This is a genomic window from Chryseobacterium lactis (assembly GCF_003815875.1).
GTDB classification, from domain to species: Bacteria; Bacteroidota; Bacteroidia; order Flavobacteriales; family Weeksellaceae; genus Chryseobacterium; species Chryseobacterium lactis.
Window position 1 is genome coordinate 4,944,526 of the sequence record NZ_CP033924.1, and the last position, 23,800, is coordinate 4,968,325.

Annotated in this window: 26 protein-coding genes; 11 read left to right on the plus strand and 15 right to left on the minus strand. The window is 35.7% G+C overall.

From position 1 onward, the window contains the following. Window positions 1-106 precede the first annotated feature (106 nt). The 5 genes from EG342_RS22025 (at window position 107) to EG342_RS22045 (ending at window position 4,135) form a co-directional block, all read left to right on the plus strand. The gene (locus tag EG342_RS22025; protein WP_246008684.1) at window positions 107-1,168 is read left to right on the plus strand and encodes a sensor histidine kinase; all 1,062 of its coding nucleotides are present in this window, start codon (window positions 107-109) and stop codon (window positions 1,166-1,168) included. Further along, window positions 1,161-1,856 carry a LytR/AlgR family response regulator transcription factor gene (locus tag EG342_RS22030; RefSeq protein ID WP_103290031.1) on the plus strand — a complete coding sequence of 232 codons (696 nt, stop codon included), beginning with the start codon at window positions 1,161-1,163 and terminating at the stop codon, window positions 1,854-1,856. The genes EG342_RS22025 and EG342_RS22030 overlap by 8 nt, the downstream gene beginning before the upstream one ends. A 309-nt stretch (window positions 1,857-2,165) precedes the next feature. After that, on the plus strand, window positions 2,166-2,708 hold the full coding sequence (locus EG342_RS22035; RefSeq protein ID WP_246008685.1) for a hypothetical protein: 543 nt from the start codon (window positions 2,166-2,168) through the stop codon (window positions 2,706-2,708). Window positions 2,709-2,788: 80 nt separating this feature from the next. After that, window positions 2,789-3,493 (plus strand): ABC transporter ATP-binding protein, encoded by a 705-nt coding sequence (locus EG342_RS22040; RefSeq protein ID WP_103290034.1) that lies wholly within the window; start codon window positions 2,789-2,791, stop codon window positions 3,491-3,493. Between the two features lie 201 nt (window positions 3,494-3,694). After that, window positions 3,695-4,135 carry a hypothetical protein gene (locus EG342_RS22045; RefSeq protein WP_103290036.1) on the plus strand — a complete coding sequence of 147 codons (441 nt, stop codon included), beginning with the start codon at window positions 3,695-3,697 and terminating at the stop codon, window positions 4,133-4,135. A gap of 113 nt (window positions 4,136-4,248) precedes the next feature. Here the strand turns inward: EG342_RS22045 and EG342_RS22050 are convergent, their stop codons facing one another. From EG342_RS22050 to EG342_RS22060, 3 genes are all read right to left on the minus strand, one after another. Next, window positions 4,249-5,049: a patatin-like phospholipase family protein gene (locus tag EG342_RS22050; RefSeq protein WP_103290039.1), complete on the minus strand. Its 801-nt coding sequence runs from the start codon at window positions 5,047-5,049 to the stop codon at window positions 4,249-4,251. 261 nt (window positions 5,050-5,310) lie between these two features. Beyond that, the gene (gene lpdA, locus EG342_RS22055; RefSeq protein WP_103290041.1) at window positions 5,311-6,699 is read right to left on the minus strand and encodes a dihydrolipoyl dehydrogenase; all 1,389 of its coding nucleotides are present in this window, start codon (window positions 6,697-6,699) and stop codon (window positions 5,311-5,313) included. Between the two features lie 228 nt (window positions 6,700-6,927). Further along, complete coding sequence (locus tag EG342_RS22060) at window positions 6,928-7,191, minus strand: hypothetical protein (RefSeq protein ID WP_246008686.1); 264 nt, start codon at window positions 7,189-7,191, stop codon at window positions 6,928-6,930. Between the two features lie 168 nt (window positions 7,192-7,359). Between EG342_RS22060 and EG342_RS22065 the strand changes: the two genes are divergently transcribed. Beyond that, on the plus strand, window positions 7,360-7,734 hold the full coding sequence (locus EG342_RS22065) for a hypothetical protein (RefSeq protein WP_103290044.1): 375 nt from the start codon (window positions 7,360-7,362) through the stop codon (window positions 7,732-7,734). A 295-nt stretch (window positions 7,735-8,029) separates the two neighbouring features. Next, complete coding sequence (locus EG342_RS22070; protein WP_103290047.1) at window positions 8,030-8,911, plus strand: hypothetical protein; 882 nt, start codon at window positions 8,030-8,032, stop codon at window positions 8,909-8,911. Window positions 8,912-8,971: 60 nt separating this feature from the next. Here the strand turns inward: EG342_RS22070 and EG342_RS22075 are convergent, their stop codons facing one another. The 11 genes from EG342_RS22075 to EG342_RS22125 form a co-directional block, all read right to left on the minus strand. Continuing rightward, entirely contained in the window at window positions 8,972-10,414 is a 1,443-nt protein-coding gene (locus tag EG342_RS22075; protein WP_103290050.1) for an alpha-L-fucosidase, read from the minus strand. 50 nt (window positions 10,415-10,464) lie between these two features. Next, window positions 10,465-11,364: a TIGR01777 family oxidoreductase gene (locus EG342_RS22080; protein WP_103290052.1), complete on the minus strand. Its 900-nt coding sequence runs from the start codon at window positions 11,362-11,364 to the stop codon at window positions 10,465-10,467. A 75-nt stretch (window positions 11,365-11,439) separates the two neighbouring features. Then, window positions 11,440-12,144, minus strand: a complete 705-nt coding sequence (locus tag EG342_RS22085) for a YqjF family protein (RefSeq protein WP_103290055.1) — start codon at window positions 12,142-12,144, stop codon at window positions 11,440-11,442. Between the two features lie 53 nt (window positions 12,145-12,197). Next, the gene (locus EG342_RS22090; protein ID WP_103290058.1) at window positions 12,198-12,686 is read right to left on the minus strand and encodes an SRPBCC family protein; all 489 of its coding nucleotides are present in this window, start codon (window positions 12,684-12,686) and stop codon (window positions 12,198-12,200) included. Between the two features lie 17 nt (window positions 12,687-12,703). Beyond that, complete coding sequence (locus EG342_RS22095) at window positions 12,704-13,516, minus strand: DCC1-like thiol-disulfide oxidoreductase family protein (RefSeq protein WP_123868155.1); 813 nt, start codon at window positions 13,514-13,516, stop codon at window positions 12,704-12,706. 79 nt (window positions 13,517-13,595) lie between these two features. Continuing rightward, the gene (locus EG342_RS22100) at window positions 13,596-13,997 is read right to left on the minus strand and encodes a hypothetical protein (RefSeq protein ID WP_103290063.1); all 402 of its coding nucleotides are present in this window, start codon (window positions 13,995-13,997) and stop codon (window positions 13,596-13,598) included. A 7-nt stretch (window positions 13,998-14,004) separates the two neighbouring features. Further along, the gene (locus EG342_RS22105; protein WP_123868156.1) at window positions 14,005-14,349 is read right to left on the minus strand and encodes a hypothetical protein; all 345 of its coding nucleotides are present in this window, start codon (window positions 14,347-14,349) and stop codon (window positions 14,005-14,007) included. A 70-nt stretch (window positions 14,350-14,419) separates the two neighbouring features. Further along, a complete protein-coding gene (locus EG342_RS22110; protein ID WP_103290066.1) occupies window positions 14,420-14,923 on the minus strand; it encodes a GbsR/MarR family transcriptional regulator in 504 nt (167 codons plus the stop codon). A gap of 118 nt (window positions 14,924-15,041) precedes the next feature. After that, complete coding sequence (locus EG342_RS22115; protein WP_103290069.1) at window positions 15,042-16,955, minus strand: YfbK domain-containing protein; 1,914 nt, start codon at window positions 16,953-16,955, stop codon at window positions 15,042-15,044. Window positions 16,956-17,101: 146 nt separating this feature from the next. Beyond that, a complete protein-coding gene (locus EG342_RS22120; RefSeq protein ID WP_103290071.1) occupies window positions 17,102-19,585 on the minus strand; it encodes a vWA domain-containing protein in 2,484 nt (827 codons plus the stop codon). 11 nt (window positions 19,586-19,596) lie between these two features. After that, complete coding sequence (locus EG342_RS22125; protein ID WP_103290073.1) at window positions 19,597-20,115, minus strand: RNA polymerase sigma factor; 519 nt, start codon at window positions 20,113-20,115, stop codon at window positions 19,597-19,599. 156 nt (window positions 20,116-20,271) lie between these two features. On the opposite strand from EG342_RS22125, the gene EG342_RS22130 reads away from it, so the two are divergent. The 4 genes from EG342_RS22130 (at window position 20,272) to EG342_RS25795 (ending at window position 22,485) form a co-directional block, all read left to right on the plus strand. Continuing rightward, complete coding sequence (locus tag EG342_RS22130; RefSeq protein ID WP_103290076.1) at window positions 20,272-21,474, plus strand: C1 family peptidase; 1,203 nt, start codon at window positions 20,272-20,274, stop codon at window positions 21,472-21,474. 302 nt (window positions 21,475-21,776) lie between these two features. Next, entirely contained in the window at window positions 21,777-21,935 is a 159-nt protein-coding gene (locus EG342_RS25280) for a bacteriocin-like protein (protein ID WP_164465220.1), read from the plus strand. Between the two features lie 137 nt (window positions 21,936-22,072). Next, complete coding sequence (locus tag EG342_RS25790; RefSeq protein ID WP_407919932.1) at window positions 22,073-22,234, plus strand: bacteriocin-like protein; 162 nt, start codon at window positions 22,073-22,075, stop codon at window positions 22,232-22,234. Window positions 22,235-22,323: 89 nt separating this feature from the next. Beyond that, complete coding sequence (locus EG342_RS25795; RefSeq protein ID WP_407919933.1) at window positions 22,324-22,485, plus strand: bacteriocin-like protein; 162 nt, start codon at window positions 22,324-22,326, stop codon at window positions 22,483-22,485. 190 nt (window positions 22,486-22,675) lie between these two features. Here the strand turns inward: EG342_RS25795 and EG342_RS22135 are convergent, their stop codons facing one another. After that, entirely contained in the window at window positions 22,676-23,737 is a 1,062-nt protein-coding gene (locus EG342_RS22135) for an NADH:flavin oxidoreductase (RefSeq protein ID WP_103290078.1), read from the minus strand. Between the last annotated feature and the right edge of the window lie 63 nt (window positions 23,738-23,800).

The window sequence follows — 23,800 nt, forward strand, 5'->3', positions numbered from 1 at the left end:
GTTAAACAGGTCGTCTGTGGTTCAAATACCGACATTTGTCATTATTTTACCACCTTTTACATACTTCCGCCCGTTCTCCTCTCGGTTTTTTATATTTTTGAAGATTATGAAAATCAAAGCAGACATTTCTTTCAGGCAGAATTTCTATTTCCAGCTTTTCTTTTGGATTGCTTTATTTTTATTTGGTACGGCGAGAACTTATGGAGAATATGAAGGCGGGTTATATAAAGAATCTGTCATTTATAACTTCTGTCACTGGATTTTTCAGATTATAGGAGCCAATTTTATTTACTATATTCTTATCCGTCATTTTTTCGATCGAAAAAAATATCTTGAATTTTCATTATATCTGCTTCTCAGTCTCTATTTCATTTCGGTTATCAACAGAATTTTTATTGTTTATGTGGCCGAACCGTTTTTTATGAATGAGGTAAAAGACAGCTTTTTCAGTATTTTTACAGATATCAGATACCTTTTATTTCACTACACTTTCCCCCTTATCAGTGGAGCTTTTATCTTTATTTCCATCCTGTTTATTATCAGGTATAAAGATGAAAAAGAAAATACAATCCGGCTGCAGAAAGAAAAATCAGACCTCGAATTAAAATCGCTTAAAGCCCAGCTCCATCCACATTTTTTGTTTAATACATTGAATAACATCTATTCCCTTTCACTCACTAATTCTGATAAAACTTCACAATCCATCAGCCAGCTTTCTGATATTTTGGATTATAGTTTATACAAGGGACAGAAAAAATGGGTTTCCGTATCTGAAGAACTCAGCATTATTGACGATTATATAGCCTTGGAAAGTCTCAGGTATTATGATGAAAGACTGAAAATTAACAAAAAATATGAATTACATTCTTCCAATACCATTCCGCCACTACTCTATCTGACCTTGGTAGAAAATGCCTTCAAACATGGTGCAGGGAAAAATTCCGGCCTTACGGAAATCAATATCCAGGTGGAAACGAATCACAGACATTCCGTCTTTAGCATTGAAAATACCTCCACAGGAGATCAGGATACTCATGAACAGGGAATCGGGCTACAGAATATAAAAAAACAACTGCACTACCATTATCAGCATGATTTTTCCTGCCAAATCTCACAGGAAAACAATATTTTTAAAGTTGAAATAACCACTCCTTCACAATATGATTAATTGTATCATTGTAGATGACGAACCTCTGGCAACGGCACTATTGGAGAATCATATCTCCAAAATAGATCATTTAAAACTGGTTGCCAAAGCAGAAACTGCCATGGCGGCCTATAAAATCCTTCAGAATCATCCGGTAGATCTGATGTTCCTTGATATTGAAATGCCCCATTTAAACGGAATTGATTTCCTAAAGTCACTTCCACAAAAACCAAAAACTATTTTCACCACTGCTTATCGCGATTTCGCTATCGAAGGATTTGAATTGGAAGCGGTAGATTATTTGTTGAAACCTGTTACGTTTGAACGTTTCTTTAAAGCGGTGGAGCGGGTCTTGAGAAACAATACAGATTCACTGGAAAATTTTATCCTGATCAGGGCAGAAGGAATGCACCGGAAACTTATCCTTTCTCAGATTATTTATATTGAAAGTCAGGGAAATGATGTTAAAATAGTTTTGAAGACTCATGAAAGCTTTATTTCTAAGAGTAAAATTACTGATCTGGAAGCGGTATTAGCGTCGAGAGGATTTATAAGAATCCACCGGTCTTTTATCATCAATCCTGAATTCGTTACGGCATTCAACAATAATGAGGTACATCTCGGCAGTTATCAAATTCCGGTTGGAAGAAGCTATAAGCACGAGTTTGACACTTTCGTTTCCAATGTTTCAAAGAATAAGTTGTTATAAGTTTAATTTTAATATTTTTTTAAACCAAACTTTCAAAAAACACATATATAACATTGTTTTTCAACAGATTAAAATTCAATTGTATTTAAAATTTATTCAATCAGGTGGCAAAGAATAATTTTCATTAAAATGTAATAAACGGATGATTTACACTCTATTGAGCCTTCGGTAAAGAGCTCTTCATCGACAGGATCTTCTTAACAATATTAAAAAAAAGTATTACTTTTGTTTGAACTAATAAAATTGCTTTTTAGCTTTTTTATGAGTAAGTTTATGGGTACCAATTTATAAAACATTAAAATTCATTCCATGAGAAAAATAATTCTACTTATTACATGTATGTTCGGTATTTCTGTTTTCTCACAGATTAAAGTGTTGAAAAATGAAAGCTTGGTGGAAATTGGTAAAGATAATTCCGTAGGTTTATATAAAAAAGAAGATAAATATACGATCAATTACCAGGATCTGAATACCAGCAACCTGAATACGATCAGAGCTTTTTCATTTCAAAACCTGAATAATGATGTTTCAGGCTTGTATAAGCTTATCCTGGATGGCTTTATAACAGCTCCTGAGGAGAATATTGTATTGGAGCTTCCTAATGATATCATAGAACTTCATTATGAAAAAAACTATGGCCAGCCGACGGTACAGTTTATTCAGTATATCAACAAAAACCGAAAATATGTAGGAAAATCCCAGTTTTTAACTCAAAAACAGGTTGAAAAAGTTTTTGGACGAACAAATGGTAAGTATTCGATGTACGACAAACCTGCTGCTACGAACCATCCTACGAAGGGCTCTACCACAAATCCTGCCTCAGGCGGAGGAAGTAAAAAATCAAGAAAATAATTATAATTCATAAATATTGCGAAACTCATTCTCCAGGATGAGTTTTTTTATTTTATTTTTGCAAAAAGACATTCAACATTATGCCGCTTCAGATAATCAATTTAACTAAAAAATTTGGTGAGCAAACAGCCCTTAACAACATCAATATCTCAATTGACAAAAATGAAATCATTGGCCTGCTGGGACCGAATGGTGCAGGAAAATCGACGTTGATGAAATCTATTGTGGGTGCATTGAAAATTGATCAGGGTGAGATTATCTTTAACGGAATGAATATTTCCAGCCATGAGATCGAAAGCAAGAAAAAAATAGGGTTCCTGCCTGAGAACAATCCCCTTTATCTGGAAATGTATGTAAAAGAGTATCTTCAGTTTGTTGCCAATATCCACAAAATCCCGGAATCCAGAGTAGACGAAGTAATTGAATTAGTTGGAATCACACCGGAAAAATCAAAAAAGATAGGACAACTGTCAAAAGGTTATAAACAACGTGTTGGACTGGCACAAGCTATTATCCATCAGCCGGATCTTCTGATTCTGGATGAGCCAACGAACGGATTGGATCCTAACCAAATTATCGAAATACGAAATGTGGTGAAAGAGATTGGTCAGCAAAAGACGGTTTTACTGTCTACGCACATTATGCAGGAGGTGGAAGCACTGTGTTCCAGAGTCATTCTTATTCATCAGGGAAACATCCTTCAGGATTGCCCTATTGATGAGTTTAAAGGAAGATTTGACAGCCTGGAAGAGGCTTTCGCAAGTTATACGGCAATTTATAAGTAAAGGGCCTACAAGCTTTTAAAATATATTATTGAGATTTCTACGGAATGACAAAATTGGTTAATAATATTCCATTTGTTATTCTGTGGAAATCTTAATTTTTATTTAATAGCCCGGGACTTGTCATATGATGTTAAAAAGTACCACCTACAATGGCTTCATATTTGATGGAATCTGAAAAGTTAACCAATAACCAAAAATCATATGATTAAGCATCTATTATTAGGAACTTTCTGCCTGGCTCAGTTTTCTTTCGCTTATGCAAAAGAGGTTCCATCAGATTCAAAAGTTCACCCTGCGATCACCTCTTCTACTCTTCAAAAAGTACCGAAGACCGTTATTATCAAAACTAAAAAATTTAAGATAAGAATCGATAAGCAGCCTAATGGTAAATATCTGTACCAATCCTGGAATGCCAACGCTAAAATCACTGCCAAACCAAGCATGATTATCAGTGACGGAGAGTTGATTCCTGATGGAACGGGAGGTAATTATTATATCCAGTTCAGTAATGAAGGCCATACCTACCAGATCTGGAGAAATTATCTGACAGATTCTGCAAAAAAAGCACCTTACACCCTGACTGTTAGTGACAGCAACGACCAGGAAATTGTGCGTCAGGACGGATATGTCGTTAAAAACTAGTTTGAAAAGAGAGGAAACGGAAAACAGTCAATTACTATAAAGCAATGATTGGTTGATCAGATTAAACTTTCCGATTATAAAAAAATACAATCCTGTAGTGATACAGGATTTTTTTATGTTCCGGATTGTTTCAATTCTGTGATAAAATGACTGGATTCATAGCTTTCTTTTGCAGCTTCATACCCAATATTAAAAATTTGTTCCAGCCGGTCTTTTCGTCGTTCAAAAGTTCCAAAAGCAGATAGTTTTTGAGAAGAGATAAACCAGTCGCAGTAGTCAAATTTCACTTTTTCGATTCTGTAGGAAAGGAGATCATATGAACGGGAAACGATTGCTTTAATCGAATTGAGATCTTCAATTTTAGCTTCGTTGGGTGGTGAAACAAATACCCCGATCAGCTTATCACAATCATCGCGGATAATATCTGCGGGAAAATTATTTAAAACACCGCCGTCACAATACATTTTCTCATCAATAAGATAAGGCGTCGTAATCCCCGGAATGGAACATGAAGCAATAATAGCATCCACAATTTCAAAATCCTTATCAAAAATCGCCTGGGTTCCCGCCACCAGTTCTGTAGCGACAATTCTGACATCAATGTCCAGATCACCCAATTTCATCTCATGAAAAATCGGCTTAAGATAATTTCTGAAAATAATAGAAGACACCAATCCCGGCTGATTAAAGGTGAAATGCTTCCAGTTGAAAAAATATACGGAATTAAAAAACTCCAGAATCTCTTCAGGAGTCTTTCCTATAGCGTGTAAACATCCTACAATTGATCCGGCACTACAGCAGGAAAGAATGTCTGTCTTTATGTCTTTTTCTTTCAAGAATTTTAATACCCCTGCATGAGCGATTCCTTTGGTACCACCTCCTGATAAAACAAGCCCTACTTTTTCAAAATTCATAGAATAAATGTAAGCAATCGCCGGGAGATAATTGGATTAATTTTTATAAATGTGTTGATTTTAAAATTATTTTAACAGAAAACGATTAGATAGGCTAAGATATTATCAAGACACAAAGATATGGAGGAAATAAAAACCTAACAGGTTTTTGAAACCTGTCAGGTTTAATAGTTTCCTATTGATGGCTTAGATTTTCCATCAGTATCAAATAAAAAAAGCCCAGATAAATCTGAGCTTTTATATGTATACTAAAATAATTGATTAGATGTGAATCACCTCACCATAAGCAGCTGCAGCAGCCTCCATGATGGCTTCAGAAACTGTAGGGTGCGGGTGGATAGACTTGATAATCTCATGACCTGTTGTTTCAAGTTTTCTGGCAACAACAGCTTCAGCAACCATATCCGTAACGCCTTCACCGATCATGTGGCATCCTAACCACTCACCATATTTAGCATCGAAAATTACTTTGATGAAACCATCTGTATTTCCGTTTGCAGTTGCTTTACCACTTGCAGAAAGAGGGAATTTACCTACTTTGATTTCATATCCTTTTTCTTTAGCCTGCTTTTCTGTAAGACCTACAGAAGCTACTTCAGGGTGACAGTATGTACATCCAGGGATATTGCCATAGTCGATTTTCTCAACGTGCATTCCTTTGATTTTCTCAACACAAGTGATTCCTTCTGCAGAAGCTACGTGAGCTAATGCCTGAGTTGGGATAAGGTCACCAATTGCATAGTAACCAGGTACTGACGTTTCATACCATTCGTTGACCAATACTCTTCCTTTATCTGTCTGGATTCCTACTTCTTCTAAACCGATATTTTCGATGTTTGCAGCAATACCTACAGCAGATAATAAGATATCAGCTTCTAAAGTAATGTTTCCGTTAGCCGTTTTAACATTCGCTTTTACTCCTTCTCCTGAAGTATCAACGCTTTCTACAGAAGCATTTGTCATAATTTCGATACCTGATTTTTTCAGAGATTTCTCCAGGTGCTTAGAGATTTCTTCGTCTTCTACAGGAACGATGTTTGGCATAAATTCTACAACAGTCACTTTTGTTCCCATTGTATTATAGAAATCGGCAAATTCTACTCCGATAGCTCCTGAACCTACAACGATCATAGATTTAGGTTGCTCAGGAAGAGATAATGCCTGTCTGTATCCGATTACTTTTTTACCATCTTGCGGTAAGTTTGGTAATTCTCTTGAACGAGCTCCTGTAGCAATGATAATGTGGTTCCCCGCATATTCAGTTACTTTACCGTCTTTATCGGTTACAGAAACTTTTTTCCCTTTTTGTACTGTAGCAGTACCAAGAATTACGTCAATCTTATTCTTTTTCATTAAGAATTCGATTCCTTTGCTCATTTTGTTGGCTACACCACGGCTTCTCTGAATAACATTAGGAAACTCAAAGCTGGCCTCCACTTTATTCAAACCATAATCTTCAGCATGGTTGATATAATGAAAAACCTGAGCCGATTTCAATAAAGCTTTCGTTGGAATACATCCCCAGTTAAGACAGATTCCTCCTAAGTTTTCTTTCTCGATAATTGCGGTTTTGAAACCCAATTGTGCTGCTCTGATCGCAGTAACATATCCACCAGGACCACTTCCAATGACAATAATATCGTAATTCATTACTTTAAAAATTTTTATGCGAATTTAAGGAAAAATATTGGATGTTATCTATTTCTGTAGAGTGATCTAAAAATGCATCAATAAGACTGGTTTCATTCAATTTTAAACAAAAAAAGAGAACACAAAACGCATTCTCTTTCAATATATTTTATTTTTAATTGAAAACTTTTCAAAATGAAAAAATATAAAAATAGTTCTTCCTATTTCAATAAACGTAAGAAATCTCTGTTATTTTGCTTTTTGAAGTAATCGCTTTTCAACTTGAAATCTTTCATTCAGCGCTTTCATCTGATCTCTTTTCATTTTCTTGGTAGCAAGCGGGTGATTCAAAATCAGTTTTTTTTCTGTGTTGTATTTTTTAGTCAGTTCCTGCATTTTAATATTCACCAATTCGTTTTTTGATGGATGTGGAGGAACGGGAGGATGTTTCTGCGCGTAAACATTCATTGATAAACCTAATAGCAATAATGTTGAAATGAATAACTTTTTCATAATGTTTATATTTAAAAAAATTAATTCAAACAATTAATAAGTATTGATTAAATTAATTCAGGTTCATCGTTGAATCTACATATATTGTACCAATATTTTTTGCTTCAAGTAAAAAGTACAAGTATGAACTATTTTTTATAATTTTATTTACCTTATTAATAAAGAATTATGAAAAAAAATATGCTTACCCGAGATAAACTTTGGTTAAAAGAGCCTGAAGATCATGATTTCCCTGCAGCACAAGATTATCTGGAACTTCTTTTTGAGCCGGATCAAGCGAAAAAAATGGTAGAAAAACTAAAAAAGGCAACCACAATCACCAAAAAATCCAAAGACATTTTGAGAGCCAGCAAGCTCGCTTTGCTTCCGGAAACCAATATTCATGTCAAAGAAAATCTGAAAAAAGTTGAAAAGAATAAAAAGCTCTCCCCCATTCTATTGGTAAGAGGGCAAAATGAATTGATTATTGCCGATGGGTATCACCGTTTATGCTGTAGTTATTATTTAACAGAAGATTTGGAAGTCCCTTGCAGATTAGTCTAAAAACAAAACAACATCACCAATACATGAATTATTTCATGTTATTGGAAATATATTAAAACCTAACCCAATACAGATAATATTTTTTCTAGTTTTGCAAAAAAATTAGAAAAGTAGACGCATAATAGCATTTTTGTGAAATTTTTTATTGCCGAAAAAAAGGAAATCAAAACCAATTAGCCGATAAAAAATCCAAAAAAAGGGATTTAAATTTAAAATTTTATTAAAGTTCTGTTTGGCAATAAAATTCAATGCTAATTTTTCTTAATTTTACTTAAAATCAATAAAAATAATTAATATGAAAAAATGCATCTCGATTTTCTTACTATGGGGATTATCTTTAAATGCACAAGTTGGTATTAACACCACAACCCCTAATAGTACATTAGCTGTGAACGGTTCTTTGGGAGCTAACTATAAGCAAGTTACAGCCAATACGTATACGATTCTGGCTAATGATCATTATCTGACCTATAACGGAACGGGTGATGCTACATTTACACTGCCTGTCATTGGAACCGGAACCACAAGTTATACGGGAAGGATTTATAAGATTAAAAATATATCGACTTCTGCTATTACACTTCAGGCATCGAGTGGTAATACTCTAAGAATTGACAATACACCGGTTACTTCTTTTGTCATTCCATTGGGAGCCTATGCGGAAGTGGTCAACAATACGAATACCACCGGCGGAACATGGGATTTATCTTTTACTGTTCTTCCTAAACCCAGCAATGTAGAGATTTATGGTTCACAGCTATCTATTCCACCTCATGGAAACGGAACACCGGGAGTTGCAGACTGGACCAACCATACCACAACTTCATATGATACAGGATCGGGAACAGATCTTTGGTGGGTAATCAGTAAATCTTCGACTACCTACGCGCATACTGCAGCTTATTCTAATGCCAGTAGAATGATGATAGTATATGAATATCAGGGAGCTCCTTTCAATGTAACCAATATGTACCCTATTCTTACTGCAGGAAATAATTCCAGTTTCCCTGACGTATTTACCGCATCGTTTGTGAGTCTGGCCAACAACGGAACGGGAGGAAAAACAAGACTTACTGTATCCGTTTCAAGAATTGATTTTATAGGTGCCAATGGCTCTAATAACAGTAACTGGACCGGTACATTTTTGCTAAATCTTCTTTTAGCCAGAAAATATTAAAAATTAAATATTATATCTTTCAAAGGGCAGGACTTCGTTCTGCTTTTTTCACTTTTACACCTACTTTTTCATCTGAATTACGAGGGCATATTTTAATTTGGATCTTTCTTCCGGTAATTTAATTTCAATGTGACTTCCCGTTTTTTTCCATTGAATTTTTGAAGGAAGACCAAGAATCGTTAATGATTTTGGATTAAATGATTCAGGAACAGTAAAAGTAATGTTACCTGGTGCTTTATATTCAACTGTATCATTAAGATGAAAAACATTTACGGTATTCCCATCTTTACTTTGGGTGTAATAAAAATTCTCTTCATGGTAAGGAGCAATGACTCTCGTTGAAAAGACAGCAGATTGGTTTTTCTCCATCCAGCCGGAAATTTCCTTTAATCTTTCATAGACAATGGCATCGTAATCACCATTGGGTCCGGGAGCGATATTCATCAGATAGTTTCCGCCTCTTGAGATGATTTTCACCAATGTTTCAATGATTTTCTGGGGTGATTTATAGTGATCATCCGGAACATAAGAAAAAGAATCACCCATCGTAATACAGCTTTCCCAAGGAATTGACAGTGCATGTTCAGGAATAGCCTGTTCCGGAGTAACGTAATTTTCCCATTTTCCGGAAACGGTACGGTCTACCACAATAATTCCCGGTTGATTTTTGCGGGCCATGTTCCCTATCTTGTCCATGTCAACATCCTGCTCAACTTTAATCGTTCGTTGCCATTCTACCTTGGGATCGATTGTGCGAAAAGGTCTTACCCATCCTCCATCTAGCCAAAGGATATCAATTTTGCCATATCCAGAGGTAATTTCATTGAGTTGGTTGAAGGTAAACTTTTTAAAATTTTCCCATCTCCCGGGATATTTTTTAGGATCATAATTCACATTTCTGTCTTTTGGCGGGAAATACGGCCACCAATAATCATCGGAATGCCAGTCGGGTTTTGAAAAATAAGCTCCGATTTTAAATCCATCTTTCCTGAATGTATTAAAAATTTCTTTCGTTACATCAGCTTTAGGATTCTTTGAGAAAGGTGTTTTTGAAGAGGTAATTTTATAATCGGTTTGTTGTGAATCAAACATGGTAAAACCATCATGATGTTTTGTCGTAAAAACAACATACTTCATTCCTGCCTTCTTTGTTGCCTCTGCCCATTTTGCAGGATCAAATTGTACAGGGTTAAAAGTAGTCTGAAGATTTTCATAATTCTTCACATATTCGTCATAAGATTTCCCATGTTCCGGGTTTCTCTGAGTCCAGGATTCATCTTCAGGACATAAACTCCAGCTCTCCACAATTCCCCACTGGCTGTATGTTCCCCAATGCATGAACAATCCGAACTTCAGATCCTGCCAATCTTCCAGATTCTGAAGAACAAGAGGGTCTGTAGGCTTCGAATATCCTTCAGACACATTGTGTGCCTGTGAAAACAATGCAGAACTCAACAGGATCGCAGAAAACAACAGGCTTTTTGTTTTTTTTATGACTGGCATAGTGAACTAATTTTTCACTAATTTAATTATCCTTATTCAATTAACAAATACTAGTTTTTCAACAGGTTAAAAATTGTCGTATCAAAGTTTGAATAGGTAAATTGAAAACCGGTTTTTAACAGTTTTTCAGGAAAAACATTTCGACTTTTCAATAATAATTCAGTTTCTGTGTTCAAAAACAGGGACGCTATTTCAAGTTGCCAAACCGGAGCATTTAATCCGAATGGAATATTCATAAGTTTCCTTAGCTTTTTCATCATAAGTTCGTTGGATAAAGGTTCAGGAGCCGTTATATTGATAGCTCCCGCAATATCATCATGAGCAATGATCCAGTCTACGGCTCTGCAGAAATCATCAATATGAATCCAGCTTACCATTTGATTTCCCCGCCCTTGTTTTCCTCCCAGACCCAATTTAGTGATCATTTTTAATTTTGGAAATGCTCCTCCGTTATTCCCCAGAACAATGGAAGTTCTAAGGGCTACTTTTCTTATTCCTTCATTTTTAACGTTAAAAAATTCTTTTTCCCAATTCTTACATATATTCATTGAAAAATCATCCCCGATCACGCCATCTTCTTCTGTATTTAAATGTTTTTCAGAATGCACATAAATCGTTGCTGAGCTGGCATTCAACCAGATTTTTGGTTTTTCAGAACAGTGATCAACAGCTTCCTGTAATATGCGGGTACTATCAATTCTTGAAGAATAGATCTCCTGTTTGTTTTTCTCATGGTAGCGGCAATCCACTGATTTTCCGGTAAGGTTTATCAACACATCTGCATTTTCAAGAATGCTCTTCCAATCCCCTATTGTTTTTGCGTCCCAATAGACTTCATTTTCGCGTTTGGGTTGACGGGTAAGGATATACACCTGATTTCCTCTTTGGGTAAAATATTGTTCCAGATTTTCACCGAGAAATCCGGTGCCACCGGCTATAATTATTTTCATTATTTATGATTTAAAGTTATGTTGTAAGTGAATGGGATGCGGGTTTCGAAAGGATCGGATGATGTTGTGTTTCTCTCAGGCCAGTATTTTCTTTGTTTTCACTTCAATTTCAGAGCCTTCTGCCAGCATTACTGAAATAGGTTTCTGATGGTTCAGGTCATCAAATTCGTGCCCGTAGATTTTATTAAAATCAATATCCAGGTGGTAGTCTTTCACCAGATAATGATCCCATTTCGGATGGCAAACTTCATATTCTGAAACACTGTTTTCTTTTTTCGTAAAGCCCCAGTAATGCTCGGTAATAAATTCAAATTCTGAGTCAGCTTCCATTTTTTGCATTGTATTATCAGCGGTAATACGGATAGAATGCCAGCTTTTATCTTTCCAGGAATACTGGATAAGCAGCTCATCTTCTTTTTCATGAATCAGATTTCTCATAGGCATCGTATGATAATTTTCTTTATAAACGGAATTGGCTACAAAGCTTAAAGCAGGTTTAGGAACTATTTCTTTGATAAAAACCACGCCTCTTTTCCAGATTCCGTTTTCTTTTTTCTTTACATAAAATCGCAGGTTGACTTCTTCAAAGTTACGGTGAAAAGGAATCGGCATCCCTAAGAGTTTTGTATTTAAAAACATAAAACCTACTACACTTACATAGCATTTTCCTTTATAGAAATCCAGCTCGGTACCTTGTGGCAGGTATTTTAATAATACCCCGGGATTTATTTCGTAATTGATGATGGCTAATTTTCGCCATTCGGCTTTTAAAAAAATCATGATGGGTGTTTTTTATATTTTGATGGATATTTTTTTGACAATTTGATAGAATTTCATTCTATTCTGGAATAAGTCGCCCCTTTGGGGCTCCTTAATGATTCAGCGGTAGTTTTTATTAATTCGTTTCTTTCCAGGAGAAAGTTTTTCAGGTATTGTTTAAGAAAAAATCTGTTGAAAAGGTTACCTAATATGCCTAATGGGGATTCAAATTCGAAGATGTCGGTCATCAGTGTTTTTCCTTCTGTTTCTTTAAAAATATGCTGATGGTGAAGGGATTTAAAAGCTCCCTTCTGCATTACATCGGTAAACTGCAAAGGTTTTTCCATGCTGATAATTTTGGTGGTCAGGTTTTGATAGATTCCCAGATGTTTTGCTCTCCAGGTCACTGTTTCATTTTCTTCGATCAATCCGGATGTACGTCCTGCAATGGCTCTTTCATTACTTCTTGCTGTTGATTTTTGGTGCAGGTCAATATTCCTTGCCAAATCAAAGACTGTATCAATATCGGCATCAATTAAAGTTTCCAGGTAAATTGTTGACATCTTAAAAAGGTTTTAATTTAAATTGATAGGAGTATAATCAGCATCAATGCGGTCATTCGAAACAGTATCCATGAAAAGGTTGGCCAATAGCTTAATTTCAAAATTTTACATCTTCTCATATGTTCCAGTAACATGATCAGAACGACCGCTCCGAAATAAATGAAATAGAAGACACCTGTAAAATTTGTCAATAGAGCCGGGATCAAAAGTAATGTTCCTATTAATGAAACGGTCATCATATTTCCAAGATAATCCCAGATTTTGTCTTTCAAATACATTCTCAGAAATAGGGTCTGCCATAAGAGCTGACCAAGGCACACAGCCAATTCTCTTCCAAAATTATGACTGAGTCCTATATTTAATTTTGCTGAAAACAGGCTTAAAATATAAGCTGAAAAAATAACTACAAAGGCGATGTATGCAAGTCTGTATTTCAGATTGAAGTCAGGAACACAGGATTCTTCCGTATGGTCTTTCGATGAGGGAATAATCTGCTTTCGGTTGTAAGAAACAAAAGAATATAGTTTTTTAAAAAACCAGTACAAAGGTTGAGTTCCCGCTATCTTTTCTAATAATGGGAAGGAGTTTCCAATGATCAGAAGCAGGCTATCAAGGCCATATATTACTTTGTTGGTATTATAATCAACTAAGGCAATTTCATTTTTTGCCCGGTTAAAATCGACCAATTCTTTAGTCTTTACCGATATTTCCGTAAATGCTTCTCTTCCCTTTTCATCAAGCATCCCGCTTTGGATAAAGCCTTTGGAATAGATGTTACACATGGGACATTCGTTGTCATAGATTAGGGTGTGGTTTTTTAAAGCTTTCATACTTTCTGATTTTTAAAGATTAAGAAAGTCTCCTCTGGTTCTTTTGTTTTGTGATCTGAAAGTCAAATACATCCAGATCTTAAATATTAAGGTTTTCATATCTGATCTTTATATCTTTGTTTAATGCATGTTTGCGGCCTTTCAAGAACAAGAGCAGGTTCAAAAGCATCATCAGACCGAGGTATATAGAGAAGCCTCCGATTTTTGTGCTTAGAGCTACTACAAGTCTTTCCAGGGTTTCAATCCGATCAAATTCGATAATACAAAGCGCAAAACCAATATTTAAAAGGTAAAAGCCAATTTTAAACAAAGAGTTTGTTGCCAAAGCAATATCTTCTTTTTGATGAAAAATATCAATCATAAAAGTTTTTGAATTTTTAAATAAAAACTGTGAAACCAAGATCGTAAGGGCAATCACGATCGGTAAGTAAATCATGTACGCTGAGAAATTGTACGTGGCAGTTAAAACTGTAGTTGTCATGATAGTATTATTTTAAAGTTAGTTTTTTCCTTAAAAAATAAAGGGTAAAAATATTCACATAATGTAATAGGCAAAGGATGATAACAATACCCCCGATACGAATGGCAGTGGTGATCACTGTTTCTTCTATTGTACTGATCTTTTCCCAAAATGTGAGGCTTAGTGCGATGTACCCTAAGTTGAGCAGATAGTAACATCCCAATAATATTCTGTTAATTGTCAGACAAAGACCTTCGTCATGAAGCAGATATTTCAGATACGCTTTTCCAGCTCTATAGCACCTTCTACCCACATCTACTGTAATGTATGAGCTGATCGCAAGAAAAATTATATATGAAATAATATTGAACATTTTAAAAATATTATATTTTCAATAATTTTTGAAAGTTTATTTGAAAGAAAAAAGGATTTTCATCCTCTTTCTATTTTAATAAATTGGTTATTTTCCCTACCAGCCAATGATCATCACTTTTTATAGCCAGATCCATAATGTTATTGATTTTCCCGGTTACAGAACTGAAATCATTCATCAGTTTGATAAATTCCTGTGCTTCGTCTGAATCCTTATCTTCAATATTTTTAAGCTCTTCTAAAAATGAAATTACCGGCTCAATTTCTCTCTTTCTACGTTCTTTGGTAATTTGTTTAAACAGATACCAGACATCTTTTTCTGCCACAAAATATTCTTTCCGGTCTCCTTTTATAAATTCTTTTCTCACAATTCCCCAATCAATCAGAGCACGGAGGTTCATATTGGCATTTCCTCTTGAAATTTCCAGCTGCTCCATCACCTCATCGGTAGAAAGCGGCTTAACACTTGCCAAAAGCAAAGCATGTACCTGTGCCATGGTACGATTGATTCCCCAATTGGTCGCAAATGTCCCCCAGGTTTGAATGTATTTTTCTTTGGCTTCTGAAAGTTGCATTGTATCTGATTTTTGAATTTCTATTACAAATGTAATTATATTTTTTGAATTTTCAATAATTTTTGAAAATTAATTTTAAAATAAAGCAGACATTCATTACGAATGCCTGCTTTTATCATTATTTTATTGATTTATAACTTTCTACCAATCTCATAAATTCACTTCTATAGCCTTCTTCATCATTGCTTTTTCCTTCTTTTGCAAGATGGCTGATTGCATTTAAATCTTTATGTTTAATTAATTTTGAATCTCTTAAAACCAATCCGAACCAGGCAACAGAAGACACAAACTTAAAATCCGGGCTTGTTTTTGCCAGTGATATTTCTTCTTTCTTAATTACTTTACTGATTTCTGTACTGGTATTGCCATCCGGTTTTTTATATCTGAATTTTACCGTAGCAAGTTCATCACCGGAATTTTTTGTATTGGTGGTAACCGCAGAATACTTTAACTGATTTACTTTTGGAAGGTAATCTGATTGTACGCCGACAGGAATAATTTCATATAAAGCAGTAACGGTGTGTCCGCTTCCTAATTCGCCGGCATCTATTTTATCGTTGACAAAATCTTCATTTCTCAGTTTTCTGTTTTCATATCCTATTAATCGATATGATTTTACAAACTTAGGATTGAATTCAATCTGGATTTTTACATCTTTAGCGATCGTATAGATACTTCCCGCGAATTCCTTTCCTAAGAACTTATTCGCTTCCTGCATATTATCAATGTAAGCATAGTTTCCATTTCCTTTATCGGCAAGAGTTTCCATGTGGTTGTCTTTATAATTCCCCATTCCGTAGCCTAAGCAGGTAAGATATATTCCGGTTTCTCTTTTTTTCTCAATCAATGATTCAAGATCAGCTGTAGAAGACGGTCCTACGTTAAAATCGCCGTCAGTGGCTAATACAACTCTGTTATTTCCTCCTTTAATAAAGTTTTCCTGAGCCATTTTATATGCCAGTTCAATACCTGCTCCTCCGGCGGTACTTCCTTCTGCTTGCAGATTATCAAGTGCCTTAATAATAGTCGATTTTTCTTTGGCAGAAGTAGACGGCAATACCATTCCGGCATTTCCGGCATAGACTACAATTCCTACCTTATCCTGAGGTCTCAACTGATCCAATAAAACTTTGAGTGAAGATTTTAATAACGGTAATTTATTCTCATCGCTCATAGAACCCGAGACATCTATCAGGAAAACAATATTAGACGTCGGAAGATTCTCCATAGGAATTCTTTTTCCCTGAAGGCCTATTTTCAATAATTTATGGTTCGGATTCCAGGATGCGTCACTATATTCCGTATTAATGGAGAACGGTTGATTTTTTTCCGGCTGTGGATAATCATATTTAAAATAATTGATCATCTCCTCCACTCTTACTGAATTTTTATCGACTTTGCGCCCGTAATTAATCATTCTTCTTACATTGGAATAAGAGGCATTATCGACATCAATAGAAAACGTTGACAAAGGTTGATTTTTAGTCAGTTCAAATGGGTTTTCCACTAAAGCGACATATTCTTCACTGTCGTAATCTATGTTTTTATTAACAGTCTTACTCGTCTTTTTGGTAGTTTTCTCAGATTCGACCTGATGATTATATACTCTTCCCGGTTCAATCTGTGACCTTGAACTTATAACTTCAGATGCCACCATAGTTTTCGGTTTTGGGCACCCATTATATTCCGGCAGCCCAGGAACGGTAGGACAAGCATCATCTTTATCCAGAACGCCGTCGCCATCGGTGTCGGGCCACGGACATCCATTATTTTCCGGTGGCCCGGCTACTGTAGGACAGGCGTCATCTTTGTCGATTACTCCATCACTGTCCGTATCCGGCCATGGACAGCCATCATTTTCAACCGGTCCGGCAGATTCAGGGCATTTATCCAGTTTATTGGGAATACCATCCTGATCTTTGTCTTTTCGCAGACTATATTTTTGAGGTTCTCCGCTTGTATCAGTAGTTTTTTGAGTTGTACAGCTTGCTAATACTACAAGCCCTGACATGGTTATTAGAATTTTTCTCATCTTTATTAATTGAAGCAGGGAAATTATTAAAATAATTTTGAATTTCGTTAATAAATGTTAAAACACAGAAACCCATTAATAATCAATTTATTAGCAAAACGATATAATGAAAAAAGAAACTTCCGGGGAAATTTCTTTTTTTACATTTATTTTTGAATGGTCTTATAGGTTTCTATCAACCTTATGAATTCTGATCGATAGCCTTCGTCATCTTTATTTTTACCTTGTTTGGCAAGGTTTTCAATATCGGAAAGATTTTTATTCCGGATGAGTTCAGAATTTCTCAACACTAATCCAAACCATGCTACTGATGAGGCAAATTTAAAATCCGAACTCGCAGAAGTTATTCCCGGATCAAGATTTTTAATAACCTGACTCATTTCATGACTTTTATCCCCGTCAGGTTTTTTATATCTGAATTTTATGGTAGCCAATTCATCCCCAAATTCTTTCGCAGGGGTATTTTGTGTATATTTCAGATCGTTATCCTTTGGAAGGAATTCTGATTTTGTACCTGCAGGAATAATCTCATACAGAGCGGTAACAGTATGCCCGCTTCCCAATTCACCTGCATCTATTTTATCATTGGTAAAGTCTTCATTTCTCAATTTTCTGTTTTCGTAACCAATCAGGCGGTAAGATTGTACATATTGAGGATTAAATTCAATCTGGATCTTCACATCTTTGGCAATTGCATACATACTTCCTGCAAATTCTTTTCCTAAAAATTTATTTGCTTCCTGTAGATTATCAATATAGGCATAGTTCCCGTTTCCTTTATCGGCAAGAGTTTCCAAGGTATTATCTTTATAATTGCCCATTCCAAAACCTAAGCATGTAAGGAAAACACCTGATTTTCTTTTGTCTTCAATAAGGGTTTTCAAATCCGACTGGGAAGAGGTACCTACATTAAAATCTCCGTCAGTAGCGATGATCACGCGGTTGTTTCCATCTTTCACAAAATTCTCCTGAGCCAGTTTGTAGGCGAGTTCAATCCCTGCTCCTCCTGCGGTACTTCCTCCCGCCTGCAGATGATCCAACGCTTCGATAATTTTTGACTTTTCTCCGGCTGAAGTTGGTGGCAGAACAATTCCGGCGCTTCCGGCATAGACTACAATTCCTACTTTATCTTTTGGTCTCAATCTATCCAAAAGCACCTTGAATGAAGATTTCAGCAAAGGCAGTTTATTTTCTTCATCCATCGATCCTGAAACATCAATAAGAAAAATAAGATTGGATGCCGGCAAATGATCCTGTGGAATATTTTTCCCCTGAAGTCCTATTTTCAAAAGCTTATGGCCGGGATTCCATGGTGATTCATTATATTCTGTATTGATTGAAAAAGGTTCCGCATTTTTAGGCTGTGGATAATCATATTTAAAATAATTAATCATCTCCTCGATTCGCACGGCATTTTTATCTACAACCTGACCGTTATTAATCATCCTTCTGACATTGGAATAAGAAGCATTATCTACATCGATGGAAAAGGTTGACAACGGTTGACTATGTGCTGATTCAAAAGGATTTTCAACAAAAGAGTCATAACTTTCATCATTGGAGGCAGGTGAAATTTGTTTTTGTTTTTCAATTTCTTCCTGAAGCTGCTCCATTCTTTTTTTCTCTTTTCTTGAAAGCCTTTTTGTTGTTACAACAACGACTCCGTTTGCCGCTTTACTGCCATATATTGCTGTTGCAGCAGTTCCTTTTACAATATTTAACGTCTTGATTTTTTTGGTATTGATGAGCGATCTTAATCCTTCGGAATTAGAAACTTCTCCATTAATAATGTACAATGGTTCATTTCCTGCATTAATGGAAGCAACCCCTCTGATCATTACCTGATTATTACTACCAAGATATCCTAAATTGATATTGTTCGCCGTATTTTTAATTTCCTCTTTTCTCTTTCTCCTGCTATCTCTTGAAGTAATTTGAAGTCCTGCAACCCTTCCTTGTAATGCTGATGGAACTGTAGGCTGCGATACAATCTCCGATGTGGAAACGGTTACTGCGCTACCTACAGAATGTTCAACCTTTTTAGGCTTATATCCAACTACTACCACTTCATCAATTTGCTGGGTCTCTTCCTCATTGTTTCTTTTCTGATGATCTCCCCTCACTGTTTTTGATTCCACATAATAGTCATTGGTAACAGGTTGAACCTTGGATAATGATGGTAGCGGAACAGTCTTTGGTGGAGCGGGTGGCATACTCACATCATAAGACTTAAGCGGTTCCGGAACTATATTCGATGCCAATTTTTCTATAGGTCGTTTTGCGTGTCTTTTCTCTTTCTGAATATTCCTTTTTGTGATACTGTCAACTTCTGCTATGTAAGTATTCTGGCTGACAGCCGGTTCTTTTGAAATTCTATTTTCAGCGATAACAGGTTTTACAGGTTCCGCTATATCTTTGTTGTTAAGAAAATAGAAAGCACCCAGGCCAATAGCAATACTGGCAGCAATACCATAAGGGAGCCAGAAAGGAACAGTTCTCTTATTTTCTTCTTTCTTATCTAATTTTTCTTCAATTTTTCCCCATACTTTTTCAAAACCAGGAAAAACATTTGGTTCTTCTGAAAGCTTAGAGGCTTCATTGAATTGTTGATCTATATGATTATTTTCCATTGTTGTAAAGTTTAAATGTTTTGATTCACTAAAAGTTCCTGCAATTTTTTCCGTGCAAAATTAAGCTGGGATTTTGATGTTCCTTCGCTGATGGAAAGCATTGCAGCTATTTCCTTGTGCGGATATCCTTCAATAGCAAAAAGATTGAAAATAGCCCTGCATCCTTCGGGGAGAAACTTTAATAAGCTCAGAATATCTTTTTCAAACGAAATATTTTCCGGTGATCCATCCGGAGAATCCACCATATTTTCTTCGAGGGAAATAAATAAGGCTTTGTTGGTTCTTATTTTCTGCAGGCATTCGTTAACTGCAATTTTCCTGGTCCAGGCTTCAAAGGTTTCAGGAGTTTGAAGCTGGTTGATCTTCGTGAAAATTTTGTAGAAGGTATCGGCCAATACCTCCTCTATATCTTCATCGTTCTTTAAATAGCGTCTACAAACGGAGTAGAGTTTGCCCGCCATTTTTTCGTAAACTTTCCGCTGTGCGTTGCGGTCGTTCCGTTGACATTCTAATAATAATTCTCGTTCCATAGTCAGGCTTTATACTATGATAGATGCAGAAACTTTTGTTGGGGTTGGAATCATGGTTAACTTTTTTAACAAAAACTTACATTTCAAATTTAACTTTTCCTGTTGTAACAAATCTCTATTAGTAACGACTATTAATACAAATAATCTTTTATAGTAATGAAAAATGCGAAAATGGCATCATTACTTTTTGTTTTGTCTGCAGGAAGTATGATGTTTGCCCAAGATGACTTAATCAACAAACTAAAAAACAATCACTCTCAAAATGCTAATTTCCAGTTCACAACGCTAAAAGACGTTGGAGCGACTTCAGTAAAGAACCAAGGTTCATCGGGAACTTGCTGGAGTTATTCTGGAAATTCATTCCTGGAATCTGAAATGCAGAGAATGGGCAAAAAGCCTGTCGATCTTGCTGAAATTTTCACGGCCAGAAATTCTTACCATGATAAAGCAAAATTATATGTTTTAAATAATGGAGCCATCAGCTGGGGTGACGGTGGAGAGCTTCACGATGTAATCAATATGTACAAAAAGTACGGAGCGGTTCCACAGGATGTGTATACAGGATTAAAATCCGGACAAACCACGAACAACTTCAAGGAAATGCAGGGGAAAATAAAACCGGTTCTTGATAGTCTTGTTCAGGCTTCATCTAAAGGAAAACTTACCGATAACTGGATGGATTCTGTAGATACAATTCTTGATGAATATTTAGGAAAAGTACCTTCTAATTTCACTTATGAAGGGAAAAATTATACTCCTAAAACATTTGCTAAAGAAGTAGTAGGAATTAATGCCGATGATTATGTAGAATTATCTTCTTACAAAGACTATGCTTATTATCAGAAATTTGTAGTTCCGATTCCTGATAACTGGAGCCATGATTCTGACTGGAATGTTCCGATGAAAGATCTTACTGCAATTATTGATAATGCGGTAACAAAAGGATATTCTGTAGGTTGGGCTACTGACGTTTCAGAACCTTATTTCTCTTACAAAAATGGGGTTGCTTATGTTCCTGATATGGAGCTTGATCAGATTACTTCTGAAAACAAGCAGACTTTATTTACAGAGCCTAAAAAAGATAAAACCATTACCGAGGATATGCGCCAGAAAGCGCTTAATAACCTTTCAACTACGGATGACCATGGAATGCATATCGTAGGTTTGGCTAAAGATCAAACGGGTAAGGAGTATTATATGGTAAAAAATTCATGGGGTGTAACCAATGACTTTGCAGGATACCTTTATGTAACAAGACCTTATGTTGAATATAAGTCTACTGCTATTTTGGTTCATAAAAATGCCATTCCAAAAAGCATTCTTAAACAATTGAAACCTACTAAAAATATTGGGTTGTAAGAAATCACTTCTGTCATTTGATATGGCAGTTTTAGATATTTAAATCTGTTAAAACCCGCTCCCGGAAATTTCCGGGAGCGGGTTTGTTTTTATTCTGGTTGTAAAGGCTCTATAAACAACTTTAAAGTACTCACAAACGAGCTGCGTTGCTGTGGAAGGATCTGGTCAATCCGCTCGCATTCTGATTGAATATAAGCCGCTGCCTACATTTAACATAAAATATTAATATGTTAAAATTAACGTCAAAGCATTTAATGATTTAAAAAAAATACTACATTTGTTTACACTACAAACTATTAAACATGAAAAATTCAAGAAAATTAACAAAGTCTGATTTAAAGAAAATTAACGGAGGTAATGCTCCCGACTGTCCTACAGGAACTACCGCATGCTATATTCCCAGCAAAAATGGCTTTCCACCTCGATGGACATGTGTTCTGAATACACAAGAATGCCCATAAAATAAACTATTTCAACGTATTCAATGTAAAAAACAGGACTCTGGTTTTTATATACAATTAAGGTTTTAATTTATCTTATTATTTATAAAAATCACAGTCTTTCAAAATTATGTATAACCATCAACAAATTATCAAACATGAAAAATCTAAAAAAACTCGCAACATCGGATCTAAAAAAAATTAATGGAGGAAATGCTCCGAATTGTGAAGGGGGATACATTGCATGTCGTAACAAAGCTCAGAACGGGTCTCCTGCTTACTGGTCTTGCGAGCCTCCTGAAACAGGATGTCGCTTCTAAAACAAATATAATGAACGGGCTTTCAATATTCTGAAAGCCCGTTCATTATTCATAAAAACAATACAATAACAACCAACACTTTATTCATTATGAAAAATCTAAAAAAATTAACCAAATCCAATTTGAAAAAAATCAGCGGCGGAGATGCTCCAGTATGTGGAGATAACGAAATTCCGTGTCATTACTTTAATGAGTCCGGCAGTTCTTCCTACTGGAGTTGCGAACCAGCTGTTTATTCATGTAGAAAATAAAACAAATAGAACCCCGATTTCAGAATTTCTGAAATCGGGGTTCTTAATAAATAGGTGAAAATTAAATATAAAATAAAGTGAATTATGATGATTAATGGGATTGGTAAATAGTTAATTTTGCTCTGCCAGTGAATAAAATTATGCTGTAATAAAATTGCCGGCAAAGCCAATTCAATATCACCTTCTCACATTAAAATAATACGCCCATACTTTCTGCTGAAAAATCCAGAAGCGCTTCGGTATTCCCGTCTTTGATCTTCTGTACCCACTGATAATCCTGTAAAATAGCACGTCCTACTGCAACAAGATCAAATTCTTCACGATCAAGTCTTCTGATCAATTCGGTAAGGTCTGTTTTTTCTGTTCCCTGACCGGCAAAAGCATTTAAGAAATCTCCGTTTAATCCTACAGAACCTACGGTAATTGTTGGTTGCCCGGTAACTTTTTTTGCCCAGCCTGCAAAGTTCAAATCGGAACCTTCAAATTCCGGTTCCCAAAAACGACGTTGTGAACAGTGGAAAATATCTACTCCGGCCTCTTTTAACGGCAATAGCCAGTCTTCCATTTCATTTGGAGTTAATGCCAGTCTGCTTTTATAATCCTGTTGTTTCCATTGTGAAAGGCGGATAATAATGGTAAAGTCCTCTCCTACTGCAGCTCTTATTGCTTTCACAACATCAACCGCAAATTTGCTTCTTTCTTTTAATGTTTTACCTCCATATTCGTCAGTTCTTGTATTGGTTACTTCCCAGAAAAACTGATCAATAAGATAACCATGTGCTCCATGAATTTCAAGGCAATCGAATCCAAGGTCTTTTGCTGATTTTGCAGAGGCTGCAAACTGTGCAATAGTATCCTGAATATCTTCAATGGTCATTGTGGAAGCTTTTTCCATCTGAACTAAAGGATATTCTTCAGACATTCTGGTATCTCCTACGTGCCAGATCTGAGGTCCCATTTTGCCACCGTGCTGATGTACGGTATCGATTACATTTTTCCAGCCGTTCAAGGCTTCGTTTCCGTAGAAATCAGGAATATTCGGTAAGTTTTTTGATCCCGGTCTGTTGATTACAGTTCCTTCCGAAAGAATCAATCCAACCTCGGAAGCAGCTCTTCTTCCGTAGTAATCGGCAATTTCTTGTGTGGGTACTCCATTGTCAGATTGTGCTCTGGTCATTGGAGCCATTACGATTCTATTTTTAAGCTGTAAATTTTTGTATTGAAACGGTTTAAATAATGATGATGTGCTCATGATTTAAAATTCTATTTTATAATTGTTACACAAAGTAACTAATAATAGTTCACTTTTGTATCT